Genomic DNA, 13,680 nt, shown 5'->3' with positions numbered 1-13,680 from the left:
TGGCGGTGTGCGGTGCTTCACGCGGGTGGGCGGTTCATCGTCATGGACCGAGCGTCGCTGTCCAAGGCGGAAAAGGCCAATGCCTTGTGATGGGGCGTTTTTCGGGGCGGCGGCCACGCCATGGCGAACCGGCCTTGAACATTATGACCGGAACCGGACAGTCGCATGCCGTGTCAACCGGCCCGAAGCCTCCCGGCGACAAGCCCATACACACATGCGTTGCCCCGCCCGTCCGCCAATGCAATAGGGACCTCGGGTGTCTGCGGTCGGTGCGCCGTCCCGGACAGGGTGTCGCGTTGGTCGGGCCGCCAGCGAGGCCAACCCGCGTCAGGAACACGACATGACGAACCCCGACCGCCTCCGCCCGAACATCATCCGGCGCTTCCTGGGCTCCCCATCCTCCGCCGGCCTCGTCCTGATCGCGGCGGCCATCGGGGCGCTTGCCCTCGCCAATTCGCCGATCGGACCGGGCTATGCGACGATGCTGCATGCCCGGCTTGGCCCGCTCTCGCTGGAGCAATGGATCAACGATGGCCTGATGACCCTGTTCTTCCTGCTCGTCGGGCTGGAGATCAAGGGCGAGATGCTGGAGGGCGAGCTTTCGACATGGCCGCGGCGCATCCTGCCCGGAATTGCGGCGGCGGGCGGGATGATCGTTCCCGCGCTGATCTATCTTGCCTTCAATCGCGGCCCGACCGCCGCCGGATGGGCGATACCCATGGCGACCGACATCGCCTTTGCGCTGGGCGTCACCGCTTTGCTGGGTCGGCGGGTGCCCGCCTCGCTGCGCATCTTCCTGGCGGCGCTGGCGATCATCGACGATCTGGGCGCGGTGCTGATCATCGCCCTGTTCTACACGACCCACCTGTCCCTGCCCGACATCGCCGGAGCGGGCGTCGCGCTGGTCGTGTTGATCGGCCTCAACCGGCTCGGCGTCCGGCGCCTTTCGCCCTATATGCTGGTCGGGCTGGTCCTTTGGGGGCTGATGCTGCGTTCGGGCATCCATGCGACGCTGGCCGGGGTGATGCTGGCCTTCACCATTCCGATGGACCGTACGCCCGACCGATCCGACGGGCATGGGAACGGGGACGGCACCAGTCCGCTCCGCACGCTCGAACACCGGCTGGATCGGCCGGTCGCCTTTCTCATCGTGCCGATCTTCGCGCTGGCGAATGCGGCGGTCCAGGTGCTGGGCTTGCCGCCCGGCGCGCTGGCCGCGCCGGTCACGCTCGGCGTCGCGGCGGGGCTGTTGATCGGCAAGATCATGGGCGTCTTCGGCTTTGCGACCATCGCGGTCCGGCTCGGGCTGGCGGCCATGCCCGCGGGTGCGGGCAGGCTCCAGATGGTGGGCATGGCCTGTCTGTGCGGGATCGGGTTCACGATGAGCATCTTCATCACGCTGCTCGCCTTCCCGGACAGCCCTTTGCTCCAGGCGGAGGCGAAGATCGGCGTGCTGGCGGGATCGCTGGCGGCCGGGATGTTGGGTTATGCGATCCTGCGCCGGGCCGGTCGCAGCCCCGCCATCGGCTGATCCCCGGGAGCGATCGCGGCGCCGATACGTTGCGCTCCTGACCATAGGAGAGCATCATGCCCGACGATAAAACCAAGCAAGGTCAACAGGATCGCAGCCGCGTTGCCGGCGGCGAGACCTATGAAGTCGCCTATTTCGCCTCGAAGCACGGTCTGACGCAGGAACAGGCCCGCGACCTGATCGCCCGCATCGGCAATGACCGCGCCAAGCTGGATGCCGCCGCCGAGGCGATGAAGGGCCGGAAGGACGCCCGGTAGAGGACCGCCCCCAGGGCGATCCGCTCCTATCCGACAGCCGCGCGCCGATAGCGATGATCGTCGAGGCTGGCGACCGGGTTGGGGCTGCGCCCCATCGTCCGCGCGATCGAAAAGCGCGCCATCTGGCGGGACAGCTCGTCGGCCTCGCCCGCCAGGCTCCGCGCCGCCGCCGTCGCCTCTTCGACCATGGCGGCGTTCTGCTGCGTCACCATGTCCATCTGGCCGACCGCCAGATTGACCTGCTGCAGCCCGGTGCTCTGATTTTCCGCTGAAACGGCGATATCGTTGATCAGCTGATTGATCTCCGCGATGCGCGTCACGATCCGGCCGAGCGCCTTGCCGGTCTCGTTGACCAGCGCCACGCCCGCCTCGACCTGCTCGGCGGAGACCGAGATGCGGGCCTTCACGTCCTTGGCGGCATCGGCGGACCGCTGGGCCAGCGCGCGGACCTCGGACGCGACGACGGCAAAGCCCTTGCCCGCATCCCCGGCGCGCGCGGCCTCGACCCCGGCGTTCAGCGCCAGCAAATTGGTCTGGAAGGCGATGCCGTCGATCACCGAGATGATGTCGGAGATTTCGGTCGAGGCCCGCTCGATCCCGTTCATGGCGGTCACCGCATCCTCCATGATCCGGCCCGAATGCTGCACCTCGTCCTTGGCCTGGCCCACCATCTGCCGGGCCAGTCCCGCCTGTTCGGCGGTCTTGCGGACGGTCACGGTGATCTCGTCCATCGCGGCGGCGGTTTCCTCCAGGCTGGCGGCCTGTTGTTCGGTGCGCTGCGACAGATCGTCCGAGGCCTGGCGAATGTCCGATGCGCCGTTGATGATGCCGCCGGTCGAGACCGAAACCTGCGCCATCGCACTCTGAAGCGCATCCGCGGCGCGATTGAAGTCGCGCTTGATCGTGGCGAACGGCCCCTGGAGATCGCTGTCCAGGCGGGACAGCAGATCGCCTTCCGCCAGTCGGGACAAAGCGGCGCCCACGCTGTCGACGATCAGGATGGTCTGCGCCGTCTTGGCCTCGTCAGCGGCCAGCAGTTGCCCGCGCAGATTGTTGAGCGCCTCCGCCAGCCGCCCGACTTCGTCGCGGCGATCCTCGGCGATCGTCGTCACCGCCATATCCCCGCTCGCCAGCGCAGTCAGGCCGGTGGTGACCGCGTTCACCGGACGGGCGATCTGCCGGACCAGCAGGACCAGGATGGCGATCGCCAGCATGAGGCTGAGCAGCATCCCGCCGAAGATGGCCTTGGAAATCGTGCCGAACGCCGCCTCCTGCGACGCCTGTCGCTGGGCCAGCAGCAGGTTTTCCGCGCCTATCACCGCGCCGGCCTGGGCCCGCAGCTGATCCATCAGCGCCTTGCCCTTGCCCCCCGCCGCGCTCGCGCGGGCCTCGGCCTGCGTTGCGGCGGCGTTCATCAGCGCGATATTGGGTTCGGCCACCGAACCGCGCCAACGCTGCGCCAGCGCGCCGATCTTGGTCAGGCGGCCCTGCTGTTCGGGATTGTCGGCGGTCAGTCGCCGCGCCTCGGCCATCGCCCGAGCGAAGTCGGCCGCCCCATGGACATAGGGGGCCAGGAAATGTCGATCCGCCGTCAGCAGATAGCCGCGAAGCCCCGTCTCCTGATTGACCATCGCCTCGACAAGTTTGTTCGAGGCGATGATGACCTTATACGTATGCTCGTTGATGCTCGTCGTCTCGCGCACTTGGTTTTTCTTGGCGTAGATGACGAGGTTCGTCGTTACCGTCAGCGCCAGAATAATGCCCAGACACAAGGTAAGTTTTCTTACCATCGAAAGGTTATCAAAAAAGCGCATATACTCAGTTCCGGTAATGGGTCGCCTCATGCACAGGCCTGGCAATCGGCGATAATCTCACTGGGACTTGGCCTGTTCCGGCCACAGGCATTGCGAATATCGCCCGATATCCGCGCCTATAGCCATCCAGCCCTCACACCCGAGCGCCAATAAATCCGGCCCCTTAACAAATCATAACTCCTCCCGCAGGTGCGGAGAGAAAAAGCCGCCCATATTTTTTGAATTGATTCTCGATTTTCCGGGAACCAATTTCGATTTTAAGCATTTCCCGCGACCTCCATTCAACATTTGCGCTGTTTTAGACAGTATCGCGGATGCTATGCTTTGCATGACGCAAGGACGTCGCGACCGATATTAAGGCGAGCCGCGCCGCAGACGGCCCGCCTTCCCTGGATACGCTCAGAACCTCGACGAAACGGACAAGTAAAAGGAACGACCGTAGAAGCTCGTTTCCTGCCAGATCGCCGGATTGTTGTTGTAATAGGCCTGTTCGCGGCTGTTGTTCAGGTTGATGATGCCCGCCGCGAAGCTGAGCGTCTCATTCGGCGTATAGCCTGCGCTCAAGTCGAACTGGGCTCGCCCGCGCACCGTATGCCCCTCGGTCGCGAAGAAGCTGTCGGCGCCGTTCTGGACATAGGAACTGCGATAATTGGCCGATAGGCGCAGGCTGAAATGCCGGTTTTCCCAATAGGGCGTGACGTTGACCGTATCCTTGGACAGGTTCCGCACGGTGAAGCCCGTTCCGATCGCGACGCGGGTCGGGATCACGCGGGTATAATTGGCCATGAAGCCGAACCCGTCGACCGGCAGGATGGGATCGAGCGACTGATTCCAGCTGACCTCCACGCCGCGAATGCGGATGATGCGCGGGTCGTTCGACGTCTGGGTGACGTTGTAGATATTGCCCGAGCCGTCGACGCAATCGCCGCTGCTCGCCCGGTTGAGCGCCGTGCCGCGGAATGATGCGGGGCAGACCAGCGACGAGAAGGTGCCGTTCTTCACCCATTTGTAGAAGCCGTTGACCGACAGCGCACTGGCCGCGCCGTAATACCATTCGGCGCCCAGATCGATCTGATCGGCGGTCAGCGGCTTCAGCCCCGCCTGGCCCAGATCGACGGTGACGGTGTTGGTGCCCGCCGGGAAGGTGTTGGCCACCGATGACGTCGTCTGCGCCATCGAGGTGTTGGCGTCCAGGATCGGACGGACCAAGACCTTGGCGGCGGCGAAGCGGAGTTGCAGCTTGGCGGTCGGCTCCAGCACGAGGTTCAGGCTGGGCAGGACATTCTGATAGTCCTGGCGCGCCGCATAGTCGCCGATCTTGGTGGTGACATTGGTGTAGGAGCCGGTGCGCGGTGCGGTGACATTGCCCTTCACCACCTGCAACGTATGCTCGTAGCGCACCCCCAGATTACCGCGCAGCGGCATGGCGAAGACCATGGTGTCGATATTCGCCATCGCATAGGCCGCCGGGATATAGCGGTCGACGGTATAGCTGGATTCCGGCGCGGGCAGGTCGGGGACGCTGATCCCGGCACCGGCCAGGGCCTGTCGATAGGCACCGATGTCAGGCGCGATCCAGGCGGTCGGAATACCGCTTACGCCTTTCAGGAAGCCGCCCACCACATAGCTGCTGGTCGACAGGGCGGGAAAGACGGTCGCGGTCGCCGAGGGACGGTTGGCGAGCGAGGCCAGATCGTGGCGACCGACATCGCGCACGAAGCTCTCATGCCGATATTTCGCGCCGACCGCGAATTGCGAAATCGGCCCCAGCGAGACATCCTTGGTGATGTCGCCCTGACCCGATATTTCCTTGCCCGTGGTGTTGCGCGTCGCCCCGACCGGAAACTCGTTCCGGACCAGGCTCGACCGGGTGTAGAGCGACGGATCGTCCAGATTGGCCGCGACGTTGAACTTGACGTTGTACGGGTCGCTGATGTCGAGCGTCGCCGACGGGATGGTGATGCCCAGGATCGCGGCATCCTCGCGCGAATAGGCATGCCCCCGCGTATAGTTGCCGACGGCACGCGCGGTCCAGCCATCCTCGCCCTTCCACCGGGCGCTGAGCGTATAGCCCTGGCTCGACAGTTTGCGCGTTTCCTCCTGCCGGTTGTTCTCCATGGTGAAATTGGTCGCGGTGGTCACCATGGACGCGGTGTTGGCGACGCTGACCGGGGTCAGCCGCGCGGTGTTGAACAGGAACACCTGCTGGTTGACGTCGTAACGCGTGTCGTCGCGCGCATAGATAGCGGTGGCGTCGACCTGCCACTGGTCGTTCGGCCGCCATTGCACGCCGCCGCTGCCCATGATCTGGTCGATCGAACGGTCGATCCGGCGATAGCGCGGACGACGCGGCACGGCGATCGTCACGCCGCCCACGTTCTGCGTCGCCCAGCGGTCCTGAAAGAGATAGTCGGCGCGATCCTTCAGCTTCTGATAGCCAAGGTTCAGATAGACGCCCAGCGTCCCGCCGAGAAACTGGTCGACATAGCTGACCCCGAATTTCGGGGTGACGGCACGGCCCGCATAGCCCGAATTCTGCGCCTTGGCCGACACCACGATCTTGCGGGTCGCATAGTCGAGCGGCCTGACCGTATTGATGTTGACGGTGCCCGACAGTCCTCCGCTATCCATGTCGGCGGTCGGCGACTTGATGACCTGCACCGCGTTGGCGAGTTCGGTCTGGATGATGTCGTAGCGAAAGCCGTCGGTGAAATCGGCGCTTTTGAAGGTCTGGCCGTTGATCGTCGTCAGCGCATATTGCGGGCCCAGCCCCCGGATGCTGATCGTGGCGCCCCGCCCGTTGATATTCTGCATCTGCACGCCCGAGATGCGCTGGATCGACTCGGTGATGTTCTGCGCGGGGAATTTGCCGATATCCTCCGCGGAGATGCCGTCGCTGACCCGGATATCCTTGCGCTTGGTGGCAAGGGCGGATGCGATGCTCCGGCGATAGCCCGTGACGACGACATCGCCTTGCGCCGCATCGGCCGCGCCTTCCGACCCCGCCTGGGCCGGACCGGCAGACGCCATGGTCTGCGCCATGACAGGCATGGCCCCGGCACCCATCACCAGCCAGGTTGCCGTATGAAACAATGCCACCCGTCGCAAACGTCGTTCGTCGATACGCCGAAACCGAGTCATGATCTTCCCCCTCGCCGCCCGGCTGCGACAAGATGCAGCCGGCTTTGCCCAAAAAACGGCAGGGTCTTCGTCGTCCGCAGCCAAGGACCAGCATCGGCCGTGACGGCCATGCCGCGCACGAGCATCTTCACCCGATCCTATGCTGCGCTGAATTGCGAAGCCCCTGTATCGACGATCGACACGCCCCCAGCCGGATTTGCCCGGTCTGTTCGGCATGAACGATCAATCGAATATGTCTTCCTGCGGAGGGATGTTGTTATCTTATAGTTCCAATGCTGACCCATATTGGTTATGTCTGTCAACGCAAAACATGGGCTGCAGGCTGGGATATGCTCTCGTCCGAAAGGTCGAATATTAGCTCACGGTATCAATAACTTGATCCGTCTTGCGGCGTCTTTCCACCGCACCTGGCCGATATTTGCGAGTGACCTTCAAAACAAAGCTACCGTGCTGCCGGTTCATGGTCAGGACCAATGGATGGATCGGTCGTCCGGTGCGGAAACCAGCGAGGCGATTGGCGGGGGAAGATCGAGCAGCTCGCACAAGAGGCGGCATGATCGCCTGACTGCGATCACTAACCTGCCGCTAGGCACGGCCATGCCCCGAATGACCCGGCGACACAAACTGTCTCGGATTTTCGGAGCTTTGCTGGAAGGTAATGGCGGAGCGGGAGGGATTCGAACCCTCGATACGGTTTTGCCGTATACTCACTTTCCAGGCGAGCGCCTTCGACCACTCGGCCACCGCTCCGCATGAGTTCATGCCTGGAACACGCGCCCCTAATGCGCTTCGCGGCGGCGCGCAAGCGATTGCGTGGGGCGGCGGGCTCGTGCAGTCTTTGCGGCGATGACGATCGTACTCTTTCTGGCCGCGCTGCTGGCGCAGGCTTCGCCCTCTCCCGCTCCCCCCGCGACGCAGGCCAGCGATCCGCTGCCCGGTGACTGGATCGCCGTGCCCGATGACGAGCTGCTGATCTTCACCCTGTCGAACGGGCGGACGGTGACGGTGCGGCTGGCCGCCGGGCAGGCGCCGGTGCATGTCGCCAATATCCGCGCGCTGGCGCGGGCGCATTGGTGGGATGCGGGGACCAGCGTCTATCGCGTGCAGGAAAACTATGTCGCGCAGTGGGGCGATGCGACCGAGAAGAAGCCGCTGCCCCCCGGCATCGTCGCCAATCCCCCGGCCGAATATGTCCGCGCGGGCAACAGCGCGGTCGCGCGGCTGAGCCGGCCCGATCCCTATGCCGCCTGGGCGGGCTATAGCCGCGACGGCTGGCCGCTGGCGGGGGATGCGGCGTCGGAGTGGATCCCGCATTGCTATGGCATGGTCGGCGTCGCGCGCGATCTGGCGCCCAGCACCGGGACCGGGGCCGAGCTCTACACGATCATCGGCCACTCGCCGCGCGGGCTGGACCGCAATATCGCGATGGCCGGGCGGGTGATCGACGGGATGGAGGCGCTGTCCACCCTACCGCGCGGGACGGGCGATCTGGGCTTCTACAAGGACGAGGCCCAGCGCCTGCCGATCCTGTCGGCCCGGCTGGCGAGCGAACTGCCCGCCGCCCAGCGGCCGCATTACCAGTATCGCGAGACGGCTTCGCCTCGCTTTGCCGCCTGGATCAAGGGGCGGGAGAATCGGAAGAACGACTTCTTCACCGTGCCCGCGGGGGGCGTGGATATCTGCGCGGCCTTGCCGCCGGTTCGGAAGGCGCCTTGATCGGTTTCGGTTTCGGTTTCGGTTTCGGTTGAGGGTTGAGGGTTGAGGGTTGAGGGTTGAGGGTTGGGCGTGGCCTTCGACTTCGCTCAGGCTGAACGGGGGAAGGGAATTTGGATCGTCCCCGACAGCCGTTCAGCCTGAGCGCCGTCGAAGGCCACGCTGCAAAGCGCCACGGGCAAAACTGGGCCGCTTACCGGGAAGCGGCCCCATCCGGCATCACGCCGCCTTCTTCCCCGGCTCGATCCGGTGGGCGACGAGGTGGTCCACCACCGCGGGATCGGCCAGCGTAGAAGTGTCGCCAAGCGCATCGACCTGGTTCTCGGCGATCTTGCGCAGGATGCGGCGCATGATCTTGCCCGAACGGGTCTTGGGCAGAGCGGGCGCGAATTGCAGCGCGTCGGGGGTGGCGATCGGGCCGATCTCGCGGCGGACCCACTGGACCAGCTCGGCACGCAGCGCCTCGTCCTCCTCGACGCCCGCGTTCAGCGTGACGAAGGCGTAGATGCCCTGCCCCTTCACGTCGTGCGGCATGCCCACCACCGCCGCCTCGGCGACCTTGGCGTGCGCGACCAGCGCGGACTCGACCTCGGCCGTGCCCATGCGGTGGCCCGAGACGTTGATGACGTCATCGACCCGGCCGGTGATCCAGTAATAGCCGTCCTCGTCGCGGCGGCATCCGTCGCCGGTGAAATATTTGCCGGGATAGGTGGTGAAATAGGTCTGGAAGAAACGATCGTGATCGCCCCAGACGGTGCGCATCTGGCCGGGCCAGCTGTCGGCGATGACCAGATTGCCCTCGACCGCGCCGTCCAGCACCTTGCCCTCGGCATCGACGATCTGCGGCAGGATACCGGGCAGCGGCAGGGTGGCCGAGCCGGGCTTGAGCGCCACGGCCCCGGGGATCGGCGCGATCATATGGCCGCCGGTCTCGGTCTGCCACCAGGTGTCGACGATCGGGCAGCGCCCTTCGCCCACGACATGATAATACCATTCCCAGGCTTCCGGATTGATCGGCTCGCCGACCGAGCCCAGCACGCGCAAGGACGAGCGGTCGGTCTTCTTCACCCAGCCATCGCCCTCGCGCATCAGCGCGCGCAGCGCGGTCGGCGCGGCATAGAAGGTCGCGACCTGGTATTTGTCGACGATCTGCCAGAAGCGGCTGAAATCGGGGTAATTGGGCACGCCCTCATACATCAGGGTCGTCGCACCGTTGGCGAGCGCGCCATAGACGACATAGCTGTGCCCGGTGACCCAGCCGACATCGGCCGCGCACCAGAAGACCTCGCCCTCGCGATAATCGAACACATGCTGATGGGTATAGGAGGCCCAGAGCAGATAGCCGCCGCTGCTGTGCAGCACGCCCTTGGGCTTGCCGGTCGAACCGCTGGTGTAGAGGATGAACAACGGGTCCTCGGCTCCCATCGCCTCGGGCGGGCAGTCGGTCGCGGCGGCCTCGACCAGATCGCCGTACCAGAGGTCGCGGCCGTCCTTCATCGTCACATCGGTACCGCTGTGGCGGACGATGACGACATGGTCGACCGCGACGCCGTCATGATCGAGCGCGGCGTCGACATTGGCCTTGAGCGGCACCGACTTGCCCCCGCGACAGCCGCCGTCCGCGGTGATGACGATGCGCGAGTCGCAATCGACGATCCGGTTGGCGAGGCTTTCGGGCGAGAAACCGCCGAACACGATCGAGTGGATCGCCCCGATCCGCGCACAGGCGAGCATGGCGAACGCCGCCTCGGGAATCATCGGCAGATAGATGGTGACCCGGTCGCCCCTGGCCACGCCCAGATCCTTCAGCGCATTGGCGAGGCGGCAGACCTGTTCATGGAGTTCGCGATAGGTGATGCGGCGATCGGTGCCGGGCGTGTCGCCTTCCCATAGGATCGCGACCTGATCGGCGCGGGTGGCGAGGTGGCGGTCGATGCAATTGGCCGCGACGTTCAGCTGGCCGTCGGCGAACCAGTTGATGCGGAAATCGGCCTCGTCGAAACTGGTGTCCTTCACCGTCGCGAACGGCACGATCCAGTCGAGCCGCCTGGCCTGTTCGCCCCAATAGCCGTCGGGATCGCGCCGCGCCGCGTCATAGGCGGCGCGATAGGCGTCGGCATCCATCGACGCGCTGTCGGCCCATTCCGGCACCGGATGAAGATGTGCGGTCATGCCTGTCTCTCCTATTTTGACCGACCTTTAGCAGTCGAACATGGCAGATGCCTATCGGGTCCATGACAAAGTGTGGCACGGGGGCGACGCGACCCCGGAGCGCCCCCGGCTTTCGCGGCCAAGCGTAATCGGCGCCGCGACCGAAAAACAAGGGGGTCGGAAAATGCTTTGCGAAGTCCCCGGATAAATTACATCCACACAGGGCAAGATATCGGCAATCCCTCTGTTCCTCGTGCAAAAGCAACGCTACAGCGGCTATTGCATTGTCTATGGAGGGAGGTGGACAGAGCATGGTCGCGACTGCCTATCACCCCATCGACATTCCCGCTGGATTCGCCGCTGTTCTGGCGCGGAATGGCGAGATGGGGCGGCTGATCGCGACATTCGACTGGGCCGCCACCCCGTTGGGGCCGATCGCCGCATGGCCGCAAAGCCGCCGGACCGCGATCGGCATCATGCTGGCCTCCACCATCCCGATGGCGACGATCTGGGGGCCGGAGGCGATCCTGCTCTACAATGCCGGCTATGCCGAAATGGCGGGCGACCGGCATCCGGCGATCCTGGGCAGCCCGCTGATCCAGGCCTGGCCCGAGTCGTCGTCCTTCCATGCGGAGGTCGTCGCGGCGGGCCTGAGCGGCCGGGCGCTGGCCTTTCGCGACCAGGCGATGCTGCTGGGTCATCGGGACGCGCCCGAACAGCATTGGCTGGACCTCGACTATATCCCGATCCCCGACGAGGACGGGGCCCCTGCGGGCATCATGGCGACCCTGATCGACAGCAGCACGCGGATGCGCGACCGCCAGGAGCGCGAGGCCGCCAGCGCCGCCGCGCGCGAGAGCGAGGGGCGGTTCCGCAACGTGGCGGATCATGCCCCGATCATCATGTGGCTGACCGATGCCGAGGGTCATTGCATCTATGTCAACCGTGCCTGGACCGCCCAGACGGGTCTGGCGGTCGAGCAGGGCCTGGACTTTCAGTGGCTGAAGGCGCTGCATCCCGACGACCGCGCGGCGGTGGAGGGGGCGTTCCGCAACGCGACGCGGGATCGGACCGCGTTCAGCCTGGAATTCCGCCTGCTCCGCGCCGATGGCGAACATCGCTGGGCGATGGTCACCGCCATTCCCCGGATCGACGACGACGGCACCTATATGGGCATGGTCGGATCGGTGTTCGACACCGACGAACGCCGCCGCGCGGAGGCGACGCTGCGCGACGTCAACGCCGTGCTGGAACGCCGCGTGGTCGAGGCGCTGGCCGAGCGCAAGCTGTTCGCCGACATCATCGATTCGACTGGCACGATGGTCCAGGTGCTGGGGTTCGACCACCGCTATCTGGCGATCAACCGCGCCGCCGCCGAGGATCTGGAGCGCATCTTCGGCACCCGCCCGCAGATCGGCCAGAACAAGAGCGATGCGATGGCCGCGCGTCCCGAAATCCTGTCGATCATGCGCGACTATTGGACCCGCGCGCTGGCGGGCGAGGATTTCTCGGTCATCCAGGCGCTGGAGGACATGGCCGGCGAGCGGCGGCATTACGAGCTGCGCTTCAGCCCGCTGATCGCGGCCGACGGCACGCCGATCGGAGCCTATCAGTTCGCCACCGACGTATCCGAGCGGCTGGCCGCGCAGGAAAGGCTGGCCGATATGGAGGCGCAGCTGCGCCAGAGCCAGAAGATGGAGGCGGTCGGCCAGCTGACCGGCGGCATCGCGCACGACTTCAACAACCTGCTGCAGGTGGTGGTCGGCAATCTGGAGATGCTCGACCGCTTCCTGCCGATCGACGAGCATCCCCGCGCCAGGCGGGCGGCAACCAATGCGATGACCGGCGCGAAGCGGGCCGCGACGCTGACCCAGCGGTTGCTTGCCTTTTCGCGGCGGCAACCGCTGGCGCCGCAATCGGTCGACGCGGTCCGGCTGGTCGACGGGCTGTCCGACCTGCTGACCCGGACGCTGGGCGAACAGGTGTCGCTGGTGATCGAGGCCGCGCCCGACCTCTGGCCCGCCGAGGCCGACACCAACCAGCTGGAAAGCGCGATCCTGAACCTGGCGGTCAATGCGCGCGACGCGATGCCGCATGGCGGCACCCTGTCGATCACGCTGCGCAACGCCACGCTGGACGGGATGACGTCGATGGTCGCGGGGCCGGTCCCCTATCCCACCGATCCGGGCGATTATGTCGCGATCGACGTCAGCGACACCGGCATCGGCATGGACCGCGCGACGCTGGGCCGCGTGTTCGAGCCGTTCTTCACCACCAAGGAGGTGGGCAAGGGCACCGGGCTGGGCCTGTCGATGGTCTATGGCTTCGCCAAACAGTCGGGCGGTCAGGTGCAGATCGAATCACGACCCGGCCAGGGCACCTGCGTCTCGCTGTTCCTGCCGCGTTTCTGTGGCGATGTGGCGTCGGTCGATGCGCCGCCCGCCCCCGCCATCCGCCCCGACCGGGGGTCCGAGACGATCCTGGTGGTCGAGGACGATCCCGATGTCCGCGCCTATTCGACCGAGGCGTTGCGCGAACTGGGCTATGACGTGTTGGAGGCGGAGGATGGCGGCTCCGCGCTGGCGCTGCTCGACGCGCCGGAGGCGTCGCGGATCGCGCTGCTGTTTTCCGATGTGGTGCTGCCCGGCGGGATGACGGGCGCCGACCTGGCGTCGGCGGCGCGCTCGCTCCACCCCGATCTGAAGGTGCTGTTCACCACCGGCTATGCCCGCGACGTGATCGTCCATGGCGGGCGGCTGGACGCGGGTGTCGCGCTGATCACCAAGCCGTTCGACTTCGCCGATCTGGCGGCGCGCATCCGGGCGATGCTGGACGGGTAGGCGAAGGCCGCGAGGGGGGAGATGGAGCCGGATGCACGATCACCCGGCTCCGATCCGGTCAGCCGTGGCAGGCGCAACCGGCATGGTCGCAGCCGGTACCGCCCGAATGATGCTGCGCGCAGGCATCGCTGCAGAAGGTGCGGCCTTCGGCCTCGACGGCCTTGCCGACGCTGACGATGCAGACGCAGTCGGTGCAGGCGCACTTCACTTGTTCGACGGTAACGGTCATTTCG

8 protein-coding genes and 1 tRNA gene are annotated in these 13,680 nt (G+C 65.7%); 4 read left to right on the top strand and 5 right to left on the bottom strand.

Going from position 1 to position 13,680, the window contains the following annotated elements:
* Window positions 1-340 precede the first annotated feature (340 nt).
* Both nhaA and QE360_RS08330 read left to right on the top strand, forming a co-directional pair.
* Window positions 341-1,531 carry a Na+/H+ antiporter NhaA gene (gene nhaA, locus QE360_RS08335; RefSeq protein ID WP_309700724.1) on the top strand — a complete coding sequence of 397 codons (1,191 nt, stop codon included), beginning with the start codon at window positions 341-343 and terminating at the stop codon, window positions 1,529-1,531.
* 56 nt (window positions 1,532-1,587) lie between these two features.
* Window positions 1,588-1,788 carry a DUF3606 domain-containing protein gene (locus QE360_RS08330; protein ID WP_307100957.1) on the top strand — a complete coding sequence of 67 codons (201 nt, stop codon included), beginning with the start codon at window positions 1,588-1,590 and terminating at the stop codon, window positions 1,786-1,788.
* Between the two features lie 26 nt (window positions 1,789-1,814).
* Here the strand turns inward: QE360_RS08330 and QE360_RS08325 are convergent, their stop codons facing one another.
* The 3 genes from QE360_RS08325 to QE360_RS08315 form a co-directional block, all read right to left on the bottom strand.
* The gene (locus tag QE360_RS08325; protein WP_309700721.1) at window positions 1,815-3,560 is read right to left on the bottom strand and encodes a methyl-accepting chemotaxis protein; all 1,746 of its coding nucleotides are present in this window, start codon (window positions 3,558-3,560) and stop codon (window positions 1,815-1,817) included.
* 441 nt (window positions 3,561-4,001) lie between these two features.
* Window positions 4,002-6,632: a TonB-dependent receptor gene (locus QE360_RS08320; protein WP_309700719.1), complete on the bottom strand. Its 2,631-nt coding sequence runs from the start codon at window positions 6,630-6,632 to the stop codon at window positions 4,002-4,004.
* A 770-nt stretch (window positions 6,633-7,402) separates the two neighbouring features.
* Window positions 7,403-7,493, bottom strand: a tRNA-Ser gene (locus QE360_RS08315).
* Between the two features lie 96 nt (window positions 7,494-7,589).
* On the opposite strand from QE360_RS08315, the gene QE360_RS08310 reads away from it, so the two are divergent.
* Window positions 7,590-8,459, top strand: a complete 870-nt coding sequence (locus QE360_RS08310; RefSeq protein ID WP_309700716.1) for a peptidylprolyl isomerase — start codon at window positions 7,590-7,592, stop codon at window positions 8,457-8,459.
* A 216-nt stretch (window positions 8,460-8,675) separates the two neighbouring features.
* On the opposite strand, the gene acs is transcribed toward QE360_RS08310, so the two are convergent.
* A complete protein-coding gene (gene acs / locus QE360_RS08305; protein WP_309700714.1) occupies window positions 8,676-10,628 on the bottom strand; it encodes an acetate--CoA ligase in 1,953 nt (650 codons plus the stop codon).
* Window positions 10,629-10,918: 290 nt separating this feature from the next.
* On the opposite strand from acs, the gene QE360_RS08300 reads away from it, so the two are divergent.
* A complete protein-coding gene (locus QE360_RS08300) occupies window positions 10,919-13,447 on the top strand; it encodes a PAS domain-containing protein (protein ID WP_309700712.1) in 2,529 nt (842 codons plus the stop codon).
* A 58-nt stretch (window positions 13,448-13,505) separates the two neighbouring features.
* On the opposite strand, the gene QE360_RS08295 is transcribed toward QE360_RS08300, so the two are convergent.
* Entirely contained in the window at window positions 13,506-13,676 is a 171-nt protein-coding gene (locus QE360_RS08295) for a metallothionein (protein WP_307100993.1), read from the bottom strand.
* Window positions 13,677-13,680 lie beyond the last annotated feature (4 nt).

Origin of the sequence: Sphingomonas sp. SORGH_AS_0789 (genome assembly GCF_031453055.1) — a bacterium.
GTDB lineage: Bacteria > Pseudomonadota > Alphaproteobacteria > Sphingomonadales > Sphingomonadaceae > Sphingomonas.
The sequence above is the reverse complement of the archived record's forward strand: the minus strand, read 5'-3'. Positions and strand labels throughout refer to the sequence as shown.